This is a genomic window from SAR202 cluster bacterium, from assembly GCA_009392515.1.
GTDB lineage: Bacteria > Chloroflexota > Dehalococcoidia > Lucifugimonadales > UBA6952 > UBA6952.
The window spans coordinates 1-16,332 of sequence record VFGE01000053.1 but is presented as its reverse complement, the minus strand read 5'-3'; the positions used below and the strand labels follow the sequence as shown (position 1 = coordinate 16,332).

Below are 16,332 nucleotides of genomic sequence, written 5' to 3'. Positions count from 1 at the left end.
TAATAAAACTAAAAAAGAGATTTCTACTCCAATTCTTTATGGTGGTAGTGTAAGTAAAGAAAATATTAAAGATTTTCTGATGCAAGATTGTATTGATGGTGCTCTAATCGGATCTGCAAGTTTAAATTCTGAACAATTTCTTTCTATTATTCAAACAATTGATACTTTGTAACTATTAGGTTGTCTATGGAAACGAATAATAGAATACTATCAAAATTAATTGCCATCGTTGGCCCAACTGGGATTGGTAAAACAGCCTTAAGCGAGCAGATACTAAAATATATTGATGCAGAAGTTGTTAGTATAGATAGTAGACAGATTTATCGAAATATGAATATAGGTACTGCAAAGCCAAAACCACATCTATTAAAAACAATCCCACATCACCTTATAAACATAGTTGATCCCATGGATGATTTTAGCATTGCAGATTTCCTTCAATCGGCTAAAGCTTCGATCGAGGATATTATTTCAAGAGGGAAAATACCTTTGCTTGTAGGGGGCACTGGACAATACTTTTGGAGTTTGATTGAAAACTGGACTATACCGTCAGTTCCTCCTAACCCAGAACTCCGTAAAAAATTCGAACAAATTGCGAATAAATATGGTGCAGAACACCTTTTTGAAGAACTTAAATCTATAGATGTAGAAGCTACAAAAATTATTGACTCTAAAAATATTAGGAGAGTAATTCGAGCTTTAGAGGTAGGTATTGCTGGTGATAAAAAATGGTCGGAACTGCGTAGTAAAGATCCCGTTTTATACAATCCATTTATCATAGGTTTAACCAAAGATCGTACAATTCTGTATAGAGATGTAGATAATAGAATAGATGAAATGCTAAAAGAAGGATGGATTGAAGAAGTAAGGCTATTAATAAATAGTAATATTGATTTAAGTTATTCCTCTATGAGTAGCCTTGGCTATGACGAAATATATAGGTATATTAATGGAGAAGTATCAATTGATGATGCCACTGAAAAGATTAAAATCAATACGCACAGATTTATCAGAAGCCAATATAACTGGTTTCGTATTTCGGATACTAGAATCCATTGGTTTGATATAGCTCACTTAAAATGTAGTTACCATGCTAAAATTAAGACCTTATTAGAAACTTTCTTGGTACATACTTAAACAGAAAAATTAATGCAAAAATATACAATTGTAAGATGATTTTTATTTATCTTTCTTTTGATGGTATAATGCCAGCAAAACAGTGAAATTTACTAAAAATTATTGTTTTGGGGGTATATTATGCGGAGTGAAAAAGAGATTTTAGAGCAAAGTCAGATTATAGCTGTTGTTGGCGCAACATCCAAAGAGAAACGGCCAGGTAATATAGCTCCGAATTTTTTGATCAACTGTGGTTTTACAATAATTCCGGTAAATCCTATGGAAGAAAGTGTTCATGGAATACCGTGTGTACCTGATCTCGATAGTATTACTGAGCAAATTGATATTGTTAGTGTATTTCGAAGATCCGATGCAGTTCCAGAAATCACTGATGCTGCTATAAGAATAAAAGCTTCTGCTGTGTGGATGCAAGAAGGTGTAGAACATCAAAAATCTGCTTCAAAACTTCAAGCTAATAATATTGACGTTATTTCTAACCGTTGTATTCATTGCGCTATAAATGATCATTTCCCAGATGGCTTGAAAAAGGATAAATCATGAAAATATCTTTCAGTAAAATGCATGGCTGTGGCAATGATTATATTGTAGTTGATGGGCGTGACTTAGATCTAAACTGGTCAAATATTGCTTTAAAATATTGTGAAAGAAAATTTAGTGTTGGTGCTGATGGCTTGTTAGTTGTAAAAAGTTCTGAAAAAGCGCCAGTAAAAATGAGTATGTATAACCCTGATGGTTCCGAAGCACAAATGTGTGGGAATGGTATCCGTTGTTTTACGAAATATATAATTGAAAATGAAATAGTCGAATATCAACAAGATGGATTATTGATTGAAACTCTCGCAGGTGTTTTAACAGTGTATCCACATAAAAACTCTAATGGATTGATCGATAGCGTAAACGTATCAATGGGGGAACCTGTTTTTTCTCCAGACAAACTACCTGTTTCATCTACATTATTAAGTCTTTCGAAGATTATTGATCATAAAATTTCTGTAAATGATCAAGATATACAAATTTCTTGTGTGTCTATGGGAAACCCTCATGCAGTCGCATTTATTGAGGATGATGTTGATAATTTCCCTTTAGATACAATAGGTCCGATAGTCGAAAACTTAGATCTTTTTCCTGAAAGGATTAATTTCCACATAGTAAATGTGTTGGATAAAACAAAAATTAAGGCAAGATCATGGGAGCGAGGAGCCGGATTAACTCTTGCATGCGGTACTGGTGCTTGTGCAATACAAGCAATATCCCAAGATAGAGGATTTACTGATAATAATATTGATCTTTATATGCCTGGTGGTAAGTTAAATATGAAATGGGAAGGTAAGGGGCAATCAGTATTTATGGAAGGTCCTGCCGAACTCGTTTTTGATTCATTTTTGATAGTCAGCTAATAACCATTATTTAGATTCTTTATATTCAGGCTTTCTTACGGTAAATAACAATACAAGTGCCGTAATATTTATCCCGATAACTGTATATATTAAGGGTGTGTAATTGCTACTCAAATCACGAATCGATGCTCCTAAAAATGGCCCCATGCCCAGACAAATGGTAGATATAGGCGCCACAACACCTAAAATAGAACCATACCATTTTCTTCCAAAGTATTCTGCTATTATCATTTGCCCCATGTTAACGGCTGAGTTTGCAGTTAAACCCCAGATAAAAATAAAAATATAAGCTTCTGGTAAAGTATTTACCGAAAGTAAATAGTAGGTAATACAAGTTCCAATTATCAAGGATGTAATAAAACTATTTTTTGAACCAATATAAGTTGATATATACCCCCAACCTATATTTCCTAAGGCTAAAAATGATCCTATACTTAAAATTACTGCAGCATTGGTTTGTGAGATACCTGATTCGACAAAAAATGGGACTAAGCTAAACATAATAGTTGATTGCCCAGTTAACCCAAGTGACATTGCTGCGGTAACAATCCACAATGTTTTAGTTTTTGTTGCTTGTTTTAGTGTAAAACTTTTTTCATCATCCAATACTGGAGTTCGATCTTCGTTAGAGGATTTATCATTAGGTTCGTAGGGAATACCATCAGGTAATAATCCAATATCTTCAGGTTTGTTTCGGAGGAAAATCAAAATAAAAGGGAAAATTATGAGGGTTAGAAATGCTAAAACCATATAAGTTTGTCGCCAATCAATATTAATACTAGCAAAAGCAGCAAACATAAGGATAATTATTGATCCACTTATAGGTCTAAAAGTGGATGTTGTTGAAAGAATTATATTGCGTTTTTTTCTAAAAAAATTCACAACAATTGTACGAGGTGTGAGATTGATTAATATCGGACCACTTATCGCACGACCAGTTATATAAGCTGAATAAAACATTACGATATTATGAGAAAAGGAAATAATAAAAAACGAACATGCAGCTACTAACAATCCAAAAACCATAAGATAACGAGCTCCATACTTATCAGTTATCCTGCCAATAATTGGAGCTAGCAAACCAGCAATCCATGTACCTGCAGATGCCGCAAAAGCAATACTGCTTCTTGACCATCCCATGTCTTCATATATGTAATCTTGTGCACCTGCTATAGCTATTTGAGCCAATCCTGTGGCACAGAACGTCGCAGGAAGTGTCAGACCAACAACTACCCATCCGTAGTAAAAAGAAGTATTAGGTTTCCAGTTTAAAAATTTATAGAGTTGTTGCATATTTATTAGGGTGCTTTCCTGGATATATTTATTGAAATACTTGAAATTAATAGTCCCAATAAAAGTGCAGATATAAATAGGAAAATTGATAAATAGATTTCATGCTCTGTATTATTTATGTTCTCCCAACTCATAGGTGAAATATTTTCGTTATTATGATTTTTCCATGGCCAAAGCTTTGTTATACTTCCAATAATTAACCCTGTCATCAAGACAATCGTATTTTTATTCCAGCGCGTCATAATAGCATGTATTATTTTTGTAAAAACAATCAATCCTAAAATTGCTCCAGATATAAATGTTGTAATTACGGTTATATTTAAGTCATTTAATGAGGTAATAATATAAGCATATTGCCCAAGTAATACCAATATATAGCTTCCAGAAATACCTGGTAATAACATTGCAGATATAGCCAAAAATCCCGATAAGAAAATTATAGGGATAGTATGCGTTGTATCTAAGTTTTGTACAGAGATAATAATTTGACCAAAGATTATGCCTAAAATAATGCATAAAATATTAGTGAAATCCCATGATTTGATTCTTAGTATCAGTAAGATGATAGCTGAAATTATTAGTCCGGATATAAATGACCATGTCAGAATTTCATAATGGTTAAATAAGTATTCAATTAACCTTGAAAATACCAAAATACCACTAATAATTCCTATGAATAGGTTTAATAAAAATGTAAATTCGGAACTTTTTAATATAGCTAGTAAATCAGATAATTTTCTGTTTACTGAAATTATTTTATTTAAGGATTTTATTAGATTTTCGTAAATACCAGTAATTAAGGCAACTGTACCTCCTGATATACCTGGTACTAAGTCTGCAGCACCCATAGCCATACCTTTTAAAGCTATAATTATAAAATGCTTCAAATTCATACTACGTGCGCTTGTTTGAGAAGTGTTAGATTTTCTTTGGTTAAGCCTAATAGATTACCGTATATACGGGTATTATCTTTTCCTAATGATGGTGCAGGAGTGGTGATCTCAAAAGGTGTTTTAGAAAATAAATAAGGTCTCCCAGGATATTGAATTGTTTCATTTAATTCTGGATGATAGATCTTAGTAAAGTATTTTCTTTCTTCTAGGTGTTCATTTGTAAGTGATTCATATGGTGCTATTACTGGAGCCCAAACCATATCGATTTCTTGAGCTTTGTGGAATAGATAATTTGCATCATTATTTGCACAGAATTCTTCTAAGATATCAGTAATGTGTTGTGCATTTTCTTGCCTGAAACTTAAATCTTGATATTCGGGTTCGCCAAGGTCTTTTTCCATTTCATTTTCTTTTAACCATTCTATTAATTTATTCCAAGTATTAGTATTTGCAGGAATTCTAATGAAACACCATTTTTTATCTTTAGTTTTAAACACAACAGGTATTGTTTTTGCTGGAGCAGCATGTCTACCAGTAAGACGACCTACTTTCCGATTATTGTAATAATATGCTGGCATGGCAGCTTCAGTTGTATTATGACATGCTTCATGAATAGATAGATCTATATGCTGACCAGTATTAGTTTTTGTTCTTTCCATTAAAGCTAACATAGCTCCCATAAATGCATAATGACCTGAAATATGATATGAAGCATCTTGGTAGGGTTTCATAGGAGGTATAGTATGATCATCATAACCACAACTCCATAACGGTCCACCATATGCTAAGTTAATAAAATCATTCGTAGAAAAATTTTCACCTTCTAAAGTTTTTCCTATAGGGGATAAAGATAATAAAATTGTTTTGGTATTTATTTTACGAATATCCTCAAATCCAATAGGTAAATTTTCTTGACCTATTTTCTGACCATCCTCAATAACTATATCAATCGATTGTAATAATTGGTCAAAAATATCTAATCCTGACTGTTTAGTAATGTCTAGAGTTATACTATCTTTATTTGTATTGTTCTGAAAAAATTTTAAACTTGAATTAAGGTTAGGCGTATTCTGATAAAAAGGGCCTATTTTTCTTGATTTTGATCCATTAGGGGGTTCAACTTTTATTACATGAGCTCCCATACCGGCAAAAAGTTTGCCAGTATACTCTCCTGCATTATCACTTAATTCTAAAATTGTGATATTTTCAAAAATTCTGGTCATAAATTTTTCCCTAATATTTCACTAAATACATAGGTGTTATGTTCGCCGTGTTGCGGTGCATAGGTATAATCTGGTTCTGGTATACTCTGCATTTTAAAAGGAAGTGAATCAACTCGAACTAATCGGCCATCTTCATCCTCAACTTCAGTTATATGATTTCGTTTTTTTAAATGAATATCTTTTTCTGCTCTAGTTACAGTATCTTGTACATGTGAGGCTGGAATATTTTGTAGTTGAAGTTTTTTTGCTAATTCAACTACATCTAAATCTTTAGTAATAGTGCTAATTTCAGTATCTAGTTCTGCCCAGTTATCTAATCGAGTATCAAATGTTTTGAATCGTTTATCATTCTTTAGTACATCAGAATTCAAAATATGTGTTAGTGATTCCCATTGTTGGTCAGTTGATATAGATAGAGCTATCCATGTGTCTGCAGTTTTACCTTCATAAACTCCTTGTGGGGCTGCAGCTGGATTTACACCTTTATTTGCTGTTCTTTTCAGAGTAGTGGCATTTTCTTCCCCATTAACTTCATAATCTAGCAAATATGTTCCCATGAGAGATGTTGCAGCCTCGTATTGAGCCAAGTCAATAAACTGACCTTCTCCAGTATTATTTCTATGATATAAAGCTTGTAATACTGCAGACGCTCCTAGGTATCCAGCAGTATGATCCATATACGAATATCCCCAACCTGCAGGTCCTAGATTAGGGGCACCGCAGATATATGTCTGTCCTGAAATAGCCTGTATTGTGGGGCCATTTGACTGGTAGGTTTTATAAGGCCCGTCATGACCAAATCCAGGCATACTAAGATATACAATAGTAGGGTTTATTTTAGATAACCCTAAATAATCTAACCCCCAACGAGCCATAATACCAGAACTAAAATTCTCCATCACAACATCACTAATTAATAATAATTCCTTAAATGTACTCAATCCTTCTGGGGTATTTAGATCAATTTGAATTGCTTTTTTATTTCTGTTGAAATACACAAACATTCCATGATTAGCTCTTACAGGATCTCCTACAGTAGGGCGTTCAATTTTTAAAATCTCCGCACCAAAATCAGCTAGCAATCTGCTAGCTTGTGGGCCAGAGACTACCCATGTTAGGTCTAAAACTCTTATATCAGATAAAGGTAAATTCATATAATTCTCCATTAAGGGGTAAGTGGAACAGTTATTGGTTCAACTTTGATATTTTCCTTATCATAGAAAGAAACAATAGCAAGAGTAGGGGGGGTTACAGGGCCCCATGGTGCACCACAATAATATGCTATTGATTTTCCTTGAGTTACTTCCTTAAATACATCTACATGGCCTAGTGCAATATAATCACAATCGGCGTTTTGTAATTCTTCATAATGAATTAGTGAGGATCTATCAGCAAAATGAGGAGAGTCTAAAACTAATCCGTGGGCTACAACTATAAACCATTTTGATTCAGGCCGTTTAGGAATCCCTTCTAATGGTTTAAATTCAGGAGTATGTTTATATGTAGGTTTGCCCCATATTGATAAATCTAAAGTAGGTATATTAAGAATTTCTCCTGATTCATCGCGAATCATAAATAAATTCTTACCAATCATTTCATTTGGAACTTGATCAAAAATTCTACCATCATGGTTGCCTGGCAAAACTATACAAGGTTTATTCATTTTGTTAATTTGATTTATAAGTTCCAAAACCTGTTCAACTGGAGCTCTGTGTGTATCAAAAATATCCCCAGCAAGGATTAATAAATCTACATCTAATTTTTGTGCTGCATCGACAATAATCGGAAATTTGTTTTCAACAGTGTTATTTTCATCATCATCTCCGAGAAAATGTAAATCTGAAGTGTGTAGTATTTTTAGCTGGGGTATTTCATTTTCTGTATTTTTCATAGTAAATTCATGATCCAATTAGTTATTGAAAAATTAACTGCACGATACAGCTAATTCTATAGATTTGATTGTTTTTGCTAAATTACAATATTTCATGATTAAAAGATAGGCAATAAAAGCTAATTTATTGGATACAATTATGATGACATTATTTATAATATTGTTTCAAGTTTTAAAGTTATTTTGTGTATAACGGAGGAAAATATGGCACATTCCACTAATTATCGATATTTAAGTCCATCTTCAAGAATATTTGCAGGTCGGGCTCTATCCAATAACTTGTCCTCTGAAGTCAGAAGAATAGGCGCAAAGAGGGTTATGATTTTATCAAGTTATTCAGTTGCACAAACAACTAATTTGGTAACTCAGGTTCAAGAATTACTTGGAGATAATTATGCAGGAAGCTATACAAATGCTAGAAAAGAATCACCAAGAAAATTAGTTGAAGAAGGTGTGGAGTTTACTAAGAATCTCAATCCAGATTTGATAGTAGTAATTGGAGGTGGTAGTGCTGTAGTGACTTGTAGAGCTATTACTATTTTAGTAGGGGAAGGGGTTAGCTTAGATGATATTTATACAAAACATTTCCCCGAAGGTCCTCCTGAAGTTTCAAGACTAACCAAACCTAAGATTCCTAATTTTTTGGTTTTGACAACTCCTACTAATGGTGCAGATAGAGGTGGCGCTGCTATTTATGATGATAATCCTCCACATAGAAAGGAAATATTTGATCCTAAAACTAGGCCATCAACTATATTTTTAGACCGGGACGCACTATTAACGGCTCCCTTTGAACTATATCGAGATACTTCTACTACCACTGTTGCAGGAACAATTAATGCATTATTAAACACTGAGCTTAGTCCATTTTCTTTGACAGATTATCGACAATCACTTGAATTGTGTATGGAATATCTTCCTAAACTCTTTAAAGATCCAAATGATGGTGATGCTAGACTTCAATTAGCTGCAGCAGCATTATTAGCAAATCGGGCAGCTCAAGCATCGTATAACTCAAATGTACAGGGAGAAAATACAGGCTTAGGTAGGCAATTACGATATAAATATCCTCATATTGGACAGGGTTTAGCAAGTATTACTAATGTACAAACAGAACTGAAAATCAATCAAAAAGTTAATAGTTCTGTTATTGCAAATATTGGTAAAATTATGGGTTTAAGTCAGGGCTCTGCTTCTGATTATGAATTTGCAGGGGATACAATTAACTATCTTACAGATTTTATTGCTGGTATAGGTTTCCCAACTCGATTAAGAGATATGAGTGTGGACAAAAAAGACTTTGAGGAAATAGCTAAGTTAGATATAAGCGAACCTGCTTTTGGCCAAGGTGCAGGCAGGGTAAAAGATTTATCTAGAATGATGGAAATTTTAGAAATGGCTTGGTAGTTTATTCGAAAATGGAGGGGAGAATGACAGACAAAGATATTTCGCAAGATATTTTAAACCGATATAAAAAAGTTGGCTCAGCTACTGTATGGACTGCTGTATATACTTTACGAGGTATAAAATGCCATATGGAGACAGTAAAACCTCTAACAAGAGGAATGAAAATAGCTTCGCGGGCAAGAACATTACGTTCTTTACCCATTCGGCCTGATTTACGAGAAGAAGTGATAACTGGAGAAAATGCTCCTGAATATATAGCTATGGGATCATGTGGTCCAGGTGATGTTTTGGTGATCGATGCAATGAATATCCCATTTGCAACCCACTTAGGAGATGTTAAATTACTACATTTATTAATGCAAAAAGCTGATGGGGTTGTTACTGATGGAGCAATCAGAGATTTAGAAGTGGTAAGAACCTATGGGTTTGCCGTCTTTGGGCAAAATCAGACACCCACTGCAACAGACTGTCTTTCAGTACAGGCAAATGTTGATATCCAGTGTTCAGGTGTATTAGTGAGGCCTGGAGATATTATAGTAGGGGATGATGAAGGTGTGGTTGTGGTACCCAAACATTTGGCTCTAGAAGTACTTGAATGGGTTGAAGAGCATGAAGAGGCTGAAGAATATGTTAAGAAAAAAATATTAGCTGAAAATTGCCCACCTGGGAAATATTATCCTCCTACAGATGAAACGATTAAAGAAATGAGACAATCACAAAACTAATGTATAAGGAGTAAGATTCATGTCAGACTTATCAGGGAAAGTTGCGATTATTACAGGTGCTGGAAGATTACGCGGAATAGGACGTGCTGCAGCTGTGGCATTAGCACAGGATGGAGCAGATATAGTTATTACCGGTACTGGTCGTTCTCCAGATTCATTTCCAGAAGATGAAAAGCAAGTAGGCTGGAAAGATATTGAGAGCACAGCTGAACAGGTAAGAGATCTTGGCAGAGAATGCTTGCCGTTAATATGCAACGCTGCAGATTCAAATGATGTTAATTCTGTTGTAAAACAGACGATGGATAAATTTGGTAGAGTTGATATCTTAGTAAATAATGCAGCATTTGCCAGAGCAGAAGATAGGGTGCCTGTAGTAGAAATGGATGATGAAATTTTCAAAAAGGTAATTGATATTAAAGTTATAGGTGGTTATCTTTTTGCTAAGGCAGTCGCAAAAATATTGATAGCTCAAGATCAGGGAGGGCAGATTATTAATCTTTCGTCCACTGCAGGAAGGCAAGGATCTGCGCGTACTTCTGCCTATAATACTGCAAACTTTGCATTACATGGATTCACTCAAGCTTTAGCTCATGAATTGGCACCTAATCAAATAACTGTTAATGCTGTTTGCCCAGGCCCGGTGACAACAGCCAGAATGGATGTTCTTGGTGATAAGGGGTGGGAAGCCACTCTTTCACGAATACCGATGGGGAGAGCAGCAACCGATGAAGATATTGCTGGTGTTGTTCGTTGGCTTTGTAGTCCAGAAGCCTCACTTATTACTGGCCAACATATCAATATTAACGGTGGAACAGTAATGGATTAATGCCCATTTACGGGCAATAACTCTTGTCGAATAAAAGCATCAACAGTATCAGTTTATATATTAAATGTTGTTAATATCCTACAATATTTGGCAATATAGTTGACATTATGTAGAATATAATATACTATTATCTTGTCGATAAAAATAATTTACCAGAGTAGGAGGACAATTATGGTGCATTTCAAACTTTGCTTACGATGCAGTGGTGATGTGATTTTAAAACAAGATACATATGGATCGTTTTATCAATGTCTTCACTGCGGAAATATCATGGAGCTGGATTTTGTTAACACATTGGTAAAAGCAAATGAAGAGCTCGTTGAAAATTCAAAACAAGATTCAGCATTATCTGATTTAGTTAATTCAAAAGAAATGATTTTACATTAGGGGGATATAATGTTAGGAATAGAGTTATTAACAGCATCAATCGTTTTTGGTTTCGGAGGTGCAATTACAATGTCGTACCAATATTTGTCATCTGTAACTGAAAATCCAATTGCAGTAAGAGTAAAGTTATATAACGATAACTAGGTTGTACAAAGATGTCTAAATCTGAATTTTTTACTAACAGGGTATGGGTTAACAAAACTAAAACAGAAGTTTTTGATTTTTTTAGCGATCTAAATAATTTAGTTTTATTGACCCCGCCCTTGATGAATATGAATATAGATCAATCATACCTTTCCAATAAAGTAAAAAAAGATACATCATTTCAGATTAAAATAGGATATCGACCTTTTATATTAAAATGGCAAAGTGAAATTACTGACTGGAATCCATCAGACCACTTTGCCGACATGCAAGCTACAGGGCCTTATTCTAAATGGATTCATAATCACAGTTTTATTGAAGAAAATGGTGGGACCTGGATAGTTGATGAAGTGGAATATGTACCTAAGTTTTTTCCTACCTTGGGCAGGCTTTTTTATAAGCTACTATTAACGTTTATGTTTCAATATCGTGATAAGCAAGTGAAGAAACTTCTATAAAACCAACCCTGTTATATTCCTTAATACTTTGTTAAGGAATATTTTATTTTCTATGTATAAATGATTGACTGAGAAAAACCCACAGAATATATGTATTGGTGGAGACGGGGGAGGGTCGAACTCCCCGTCCAGAAAATCCTCAGTTGAGATCTACTACAAGCTTATCCATCGTTTATAATTTCATTTATCCACTATCACGATGGCAGATTATGAAAAAACTAGCTAGCAATTTCTTGACTTAAAGAAGGTTAGCGGCTTCATTAAGGGCACTCTAGATTAACGGCGCCTGATACTTTTATCTAGAGAGTCAAAGATCAGACGTAGCTGGTTTTAGGCAGCTAGTGCAAGTTGTTTCTTGCCAATTATTTTTTTGTCATTGTTTTTACGAGACTAACGACATCCTCGGCTTGCAATCTAACAAAGCGGTTCCCTGTCGAATCCACTCGTCCCCATTGAAGGGGCATTATAACACACTATATCTCCGATAACGAATTTTTTATAAAATTGGCAAATCCAAATATAAATATAATTTATTATATTTCAAAATTAAACAGAAAACGTTATGCAAAATAATGAAAAAATATGTACAGTGAAGCGTGAGGGAGGGGGGTAATTATAAGGAGAAATCGTTTAGTTTTTTAGTTTATTTTTGATTGAACGCTGCATTTCACGTTCGTTTTCTCGTCTTATGATTGTTTGGCGTTTGTCGTATTGACGTTTACCTTTAGCAAGTGCAATTTCAACTTTAGCAACTTTATTTTTTATATATACCCGTGTTGGAACAATAGTATAACCTTGTTCATTAACTCCTTTAATAAGATTAGATACTTCAGTTTTATGAAGTAATAATTTTCTGGTACGTTCAGGCTCGTGATTTTGGGCATTTGAGTGCTCGTACTGAGCAATATGAGCACTCACTAAAAATATTTCGTTTCCAATAGGTCTTGCATACGATTGTCGTATATCAATTTTACCTAACCTTACTGACTTTATCTCTGAACCAGTTAAGACAATGCCAGCTTCGTACTTTTGTACTAATTCATAGCTGTAGCTGGCACGACGATTAGTCGATATTACATTAGATGAATTTTTGTTTTTTTTCATAAATTTGCTCTAAAGCATAATTGAACTCTATTTACGGGGCAGTAGTAAATCCTGCATGGGTAATACCTGCTAAGGCTACCTGTTCGTCCTCTTGGGAAGGGCCTCCGCTGACACCAACAGCACCTATTATAGTTTGTCCTTCATAGACTGGTAATGCTCCTTGTCCAGGTATCATTCTGCCGCCCAACATACCCATTAATCCTTGATGAATGGGGGACGGGCCTCCTTCGGCCAATTTCCCGCTTGGTTGCATAAATGCAGCTGACGCTGCAGCTTTACCTTGACTTATAAAAACACTTCTCCATGGAGCACCATCTTCTCGAATAAATGTAATTAGGTCACCGCGGGGATCTACAACACAAATACAAAAATTTGCTGCTAATTCACTTGATTTGGCTTGTGCTCCCTCTAGAATTTTTTGTGCAGTTTTTAAATCGAGTGTGCTCATGATATACCTTCCTTTGTTATTTATATTAATTCAAAATTATATATGATTTTATTGACACTTATAGGTGTCAATTGGTAACATACTAACTTACGTAGTGCTGTTTATAAATGGTATTACTGTCAACAAACTTGTTAATCAATAATTTTGTATAATTTTACGCATTTTAAGCGATTTCAATTTACAAATAAAGTGCCTATTTATTGATTATCTTTTGAAGATAGTTTTGGAAAGGGGATAGTTTATGGCTTCAGACAGCGGTATTGAAATAAAAAGGGGTTTGATGAATGTCTATTTCGATCGCACTGAATCTTGTTTAGTAGACGGTGAAATAGGAAAATTACTTTACCGTGGATATAATATTCATGATTTAGCTGAAAATTCAACTTTCGAAGAAGTAATGTATTTATTGCTATTTGGCGAGTTACCTAATTATGACCAATTAGGAGAATTTACTGAAAGTATGGTTCAGGACAGATCTATTCCAGATGAAATCTTTGATATAATTAAAATGATCAAAGACTCACACCCTATGGATGTTTTAAGAACTTGTGTATCTGCTTTGTCCAATTGGGATCCTGAAGTTTCTGATAATTCCCAAGAAGCAATTATACGAAAAGGTCTGCGATTAACAGCCAAAGCTCCAACAATTGTTTGTGCTCATCATAGAATCCGAAATGGTTTAGATCCTGTAGCTCCAAGTACTACATTAAATCATGCAGGTAATTTTCTATATATGCTATTTGATAAAGAACCTACTGTTGAAGAACAAAGTATTATGGATGTTGATTTTATTCTTCATGCCGAGCATGGTTCTAACGCTTCAGCATTTGCTGCAAGAGTTGCTGCATCAACACAAAGTGATTTACATTCAGCTGTTGTTGCTGGAATAGGAACATTAAAAGGTCCTGCACATGGTGGTGCAGCTGAAGAAGTAATGAAAATGGCTCAAGATATTGGAAGCCCAGATAATGCAGAGAAATATGCAAAAGATTTATTGGGTTCAGGTGGTCGTGTTATGGGATTTGGTCATCGTGTTTATAAAGCTGAAGACCCACGTGCAAGACATATGAAACAACGTTCAAGAGACTATGGTATAGAAAAAGGCCAGCCACAATGGTTTGAAATCTTAACGAGCCTTCAGAAGGTTATGGAACCATATGGAGCTCGAGGGATTCATGTAAATGTTGATTTTTTTGCTGGTTCAGTATATTCATTAATGGGTATTCCAGAAGATTTATTTATTTCAATATTTGCTCTCGGTAGAGTCCCAGGATGGACTTTAAATGTCGCAGAACAATATGATAATAATATTCTTTTAAGACCTCGTCTTGAGTATGTTGGCCCTATGGATCTTGAGTATAAGGATATTGACTCACGTTAATAGAGTAAAACATGATTGATGAAATTAGAGAGCTATTTGATAAAATTGATTCTCAAAGAGCCAGCTTATTAGAAGTCCTTTCAGGTATATCTGATGAAGAGGCTACTATACAGCCTAAAGAAAAAGGTACTGGAGAAGAAGGAGATGGATGGTCTGTAAAACAACAGATAGCTCATCTTATACATGCTGAACCAACCTGGATAGAATGGGCAGATAATATTTTATCAAATCCAGGTGCTATAGTTGGTCAAGAACCAGTTGAAAATGGCGACTCTCAGATTTTTCTAAATGACTTGGATATTGCTAATGATCATCCATTACAGTTTTGGATTGATAAACTTAATCAAAATCGTTTAGATAATATTAAATTAATTGAAAGTATGAATTTAGATTCTCAGGAAAAAATTCTTTCAGCGGGTAAGCATAGAATTTTTGGCGACATGAATGTTATTCAATTTTTACGAGCTATCTACAGGCATGACCGGATGCATCTTGATCAAATCTTAGGTAATGAGCAATCCTTTATCCTTAAAAGAAGAACTTAATACCATATATATGTAACTTTACATAACATATATAGTGCGAAGTTATATATATGTGGATATATAATCCACCCTTCTCTACTACTGAAGAATTTGTGTTTCGAGCTTTTTCTCTACAATTGAGGAATTTTGCATTTCAACATAGTACGCCATCGCGTTTTTACGAGAGCTTACGACATTATGTACCTTTTGATCGATAAAATGCACTGCTGCGTCTTCGTCTATTGCATAACCAGCCGGAAAGCCTTCTGAAACGAGTTTATGATATAAAGGACGTCTTTGAGCCTCTCCGTCGTAATGTGGACAGTGAGATCCTGGAATAAATCCTAAACCATCATATAAAGGTGCTAATTCGTACATACTAAAAGAATCAGTTGTTCCGCAATCAAACCAGCATAATGATCCAGCACTTCCTCCGCAAAGAATTATTCCTTTATCCCAGGCTTTTTTTAAAATCTTATCAACTCCATGAATTCTCCAGACAGCTAACATATTAGCAGTATTACCTCCACTCACTAAAATTATGTCCTGACTTAAGAGATATTCTTCAAGATCTGAAATTGTTCTGTTGAATAATGTCATATGACTTCTTTCACATCTGTCACCAGGAAATCTGTTATAAAAACCAACTATAGATGTTTCTGCATCTCCTGTTGCTGTAGGAATATATGCAATTTTAGGATTATCTTTATTAGGTAATTCTAAAATATAATTAATTAATGGGTGAATTTTTCTCCCAACAGGTCTTAATCCACCGAAAGCTATTATTTGTTTTTCAGTCATAATTTCAGTTTTCTCCTCATTAATTGATATTATCCAGAATAGTTTGTCGTAATTGTGGTGCCCGAACAGATACTTTTTGGGCGATTTCATTCTCATCCACATTTAGAATTGTACTATTACGCATGACCATCTGGCCATTGATAATCACATCATTTACATCACTACCACGTAAGGAATTTACAATCGCAAAGTAAGGATCGTCTATTGGTAAAGCATTAAGTCCTGGATTGAGAATTAATAAGTCAGCGCGTTTCCCTGTTTCTAGTGAGCCAATTTCTTCATCAAGACCACAA

At 34.5% G+C, this 16,332-nt stretch carries 20 protein-coding genes and 1 other RNA gene; 11 read left to right on the top strand and 10 right to left on the bottom strand.

Annotated elements, in window-relative coordinates:
- The 4 genes from FI695_07565 to FI695_07550 form a co-directional block, all read left to right on the top strand.
- On the top strand, positions 1–172 hold a 172-nt coding region (locus tag FI695_07565), incomplete at its 5' end, for a triose-phosphate isomerase (protein MQG51812.1).
- A gap of 14 nt (positions 173–186) precedes the next feature.
- Positions 187–1,137 carry a tRNA (adenosine(37)-N6)-dimethylallyltransferase MiaA gene (gene miaA, locus FI695_07560; GenBank protein ID MQG51811.1) on the top strand — a complete coding sequence of 317 codons (951 nt, stop codon included), beginning with the start codon at positions 187–189 and terminating at the stop codon, positions 1,135–1,137.
- 120 nt (positions 1,138–1,257) lie between these two features.
- Complete coding sequence (locus FI695_07555) at positions 1,258–1,677, top strand: CoA-binding protein (GenBank protein MQG51810.1); 420 nt, start codon at positions 1,258–1,260, stop codon at positions 1,675–1,677.
- Positions 1,674–2,534 (top strand): diaminopimelate epimerase, encoded by an 861-nt coding sequence (locus FI695_07550; protein MQG51809.1) that lies wholly within the window; start codon positions 1,674–1,676, stop codon positions 2,532–2,534. The genes FI695_07555 and FI695_07550 overlap by 4 nt, the downstream gene beginning before the upstream one ends.
- 6 nt (positions 2,535–2,540) lie before the next feature.
- Here FI695_07550 and FI695_07545 read toward each other — a convergent pair whose 3' ends face one another.
- The 5 genes from FI695_07545 to FI695_07525 are packed head-to-tail and all read right to left on the bottom strand — an operon-like array spanning position 2,541 to position 7,834.
- The gene (locus tag FI695_07545; GenBank protein ID MQG51808.1) at positions 2,541–3,827 is read right to left on the bottom strand and encodes an MFS transporter; all 1,287 of its coding nucleotides are present in this window, start codon (positions 3,825–3,827) and stop codon (positions 2,541–2,543) included.
- Between the two features lie 5 nt (positions 3,828–3,832).
- A complete protein-coding gene (locus FI695_07540) occupies positions 3,833–4,720 on the bottom strand; it encodes a DUF368 domain-containing protein (GenBank protein MQG51807.1) in 888 nt (295 codons plus the stop codon).
- Positions 4,717–5,943, bottom strand: coding sequence for a hypothetical protein (locus FI695_07535; GenBank protein MQG51806.1), 1,227 nt, complete (start codon positions 5,941–5,943; stop codon positions 4,717–4,719). The genes FI695_07540 and FI695_07535 overlap by 4 nt, the downstream gene beginning before the upstream one ends.
- Positions 5,940–7,109, bottom strand: coding sequence for a CoA transferase (locus FI695_07530; GenBank protein MQG51805.1), 1,170 nt, complete (start codon positions 7,107–7,109; stop codon positions 5,940–5,942). Before FI695_07530 ends, FI695_07535 begins: the two co-directional genes overlap by 4 nt.
- On the bottom strand, positions 7,109–7,834 hold the full coding sequence (locus tag FI695_07525; GenBank protein MQG51804.1) for a hypothetical protein: 726 nt from the start codon (positions 7,832–7,834) through the stop codon (positions 7,109–7,111). Before FI695_07525 ends, FI695_07530 begins: the two co-directional genes overlap by 1 nt.
- Positions 7,835–8,038: 204 nt before the next feature.
- On the opposite strand from FI695_07525, the gene FI695_07520 reads away from it, so the two are divergent.
- From FI695_07520 to FI695_07500, 5 genes are all read left to right on the top strand, one after another.
- On the top strand, positions 8,039–9,241 hold the full coding sequence (locus FI695_07520) for an iron-containing alcohol dehydrogenase (protein MQG51803.1): 1,203 nt from the start codon (positions 8,039–8,041) through the stop codon (positions 9,239–9,241).
- On the top strand, positions 9,235–9,966 hold the full coding sequence (locus FI695_07515) for a hypothetical protein (protein ID MQG51802.1): 732 nt from the start codon (positions 9,235–9,237) through the stop codon (positions 9,964–9,966). Before FI695_07520 ends, FI695_07515 begins: the two co-directional genes overlap by 7 nt.
- A 19-nt stretch (positions 9,967–9,985) precedes the next feature.
- The gene (locus FI695_07510; protein ID MQG51801.1) at positions 9,986–10,792 is read left to right on the top strand and encodes an SDR family oxidoreductase; all 807 of its coding nucleotides are present in this window, start codon (positions 9,986–9,988) and stop codon (positions 10,790–10,792) included.
- A gap of 171 nt (positions 10,793–10,963) precedes the next feature.
- Complete coding sequence (locus tag FI695_07505) at positions 10,964–11,179, top strand: hypothetical protein (GenBank protein ID MQG51800.1); 216 nt, start codon at positions 10,964–10,966, stop codon at positions 11,177–11,179.
- Between the two features lie 155 nt (positions 11,180–11,334).
- Positions 11,335–11,781, top strand: a complete 447-nt coding sequence (locus FI695_07500; GenBank protein ID MQG51799.1) for an SRPBCC family protein — start codon at positions 11,335–11,337, stop codon at positions 11,779–11,781.
- Positions 11,782–11,877: 96 nt separating this feature from the next.
- Here the strand turns inward: FI695_07500 and ssrA are convergent.
- From ssrA to FI695_07485, 3 genes are all read right to left on the bottom strand, one after another.
- Positions 11,878–12,232: a transfer-messenger RNA gene (ssrA, locus tag FI695_07495) on the bottom strand.
- 179 nt (positions 12,233–12,411) lie between these two features.
- Positions 12,412–12,885 (bottom strand): SsrA-binding protein SmpB, encoded by a 474-nt coding sequence (gene smpB, locus FI695_07490; GenBank protein ID MQG51798.1) that lies wholly within the window; start codon positions 12,883–12,885, stop codon positions 12,412–12,414.
- Positions 12,886–12,916: 31 nt separating this feature from the next.
- A complete protein-coding gene (locus FI695_07485; GenBank protein ID MQG51797.1) occupies positions 12,917–13,333 on the bottom strand; it encodes a heme-binding protein in 417 nt (138 codons plus the stop codon).
- Between the two features lie 241 nt (positions 13,334–13,574).
- Here FI695_07485 and FI695_07480 point away from each other — a divergent pair, with 241 nt between their 5' ends.
- Positions 13,575–14,714, top strand: coding sequence for a citrate (Si)-synthase (locus FI695_07480; GenBank protein ID MQG51796.1), 1,140 nt, complete (start codon positions 13,575–13,577; stop codon positions 14,712–14,714).
- An 11-nt stretch (positions 14,715–14,725) separates the two neighbouring features.
- Positions 14,726–15,259, top strand: coding sequence for a DinB family protein (locus FI695_07475; GenBank protein MQG51795.1), 534 nt, complete (start codon positions 14,726–14,728; stop codon positions 15,257–15,259).
- A 78-nt stretch (positions 15,260–15,337) separates the two neighbouring features.
- Here FI695_07475 and FI695_07470 read toward each other — a convergent pair whose 3' ends face one another.
- Both FI695_07470 and FI695_07465 read right to left on the bottom strand, forming a co-directional pair.
- Positions 15,338–16,039, bottom strand: a complete 702-nt coding sequence (locus FI695_07470; GenBank protein MQG51794.1) for a peptidase E — start codon at positions 16,037–16,039, stop codon at positions 15,338–15,340.
- A 19-nt stretch (positions 16,040–16,058) separates the two neighbouring features.
- A partial coding sequence (locus FI695_07465; GenBank protein ID MQG51793.1) for an amidohydrolase family protein occupies positions 16,059–16,332 on the bottom strand: 274 nt, incomplete at its 5' end.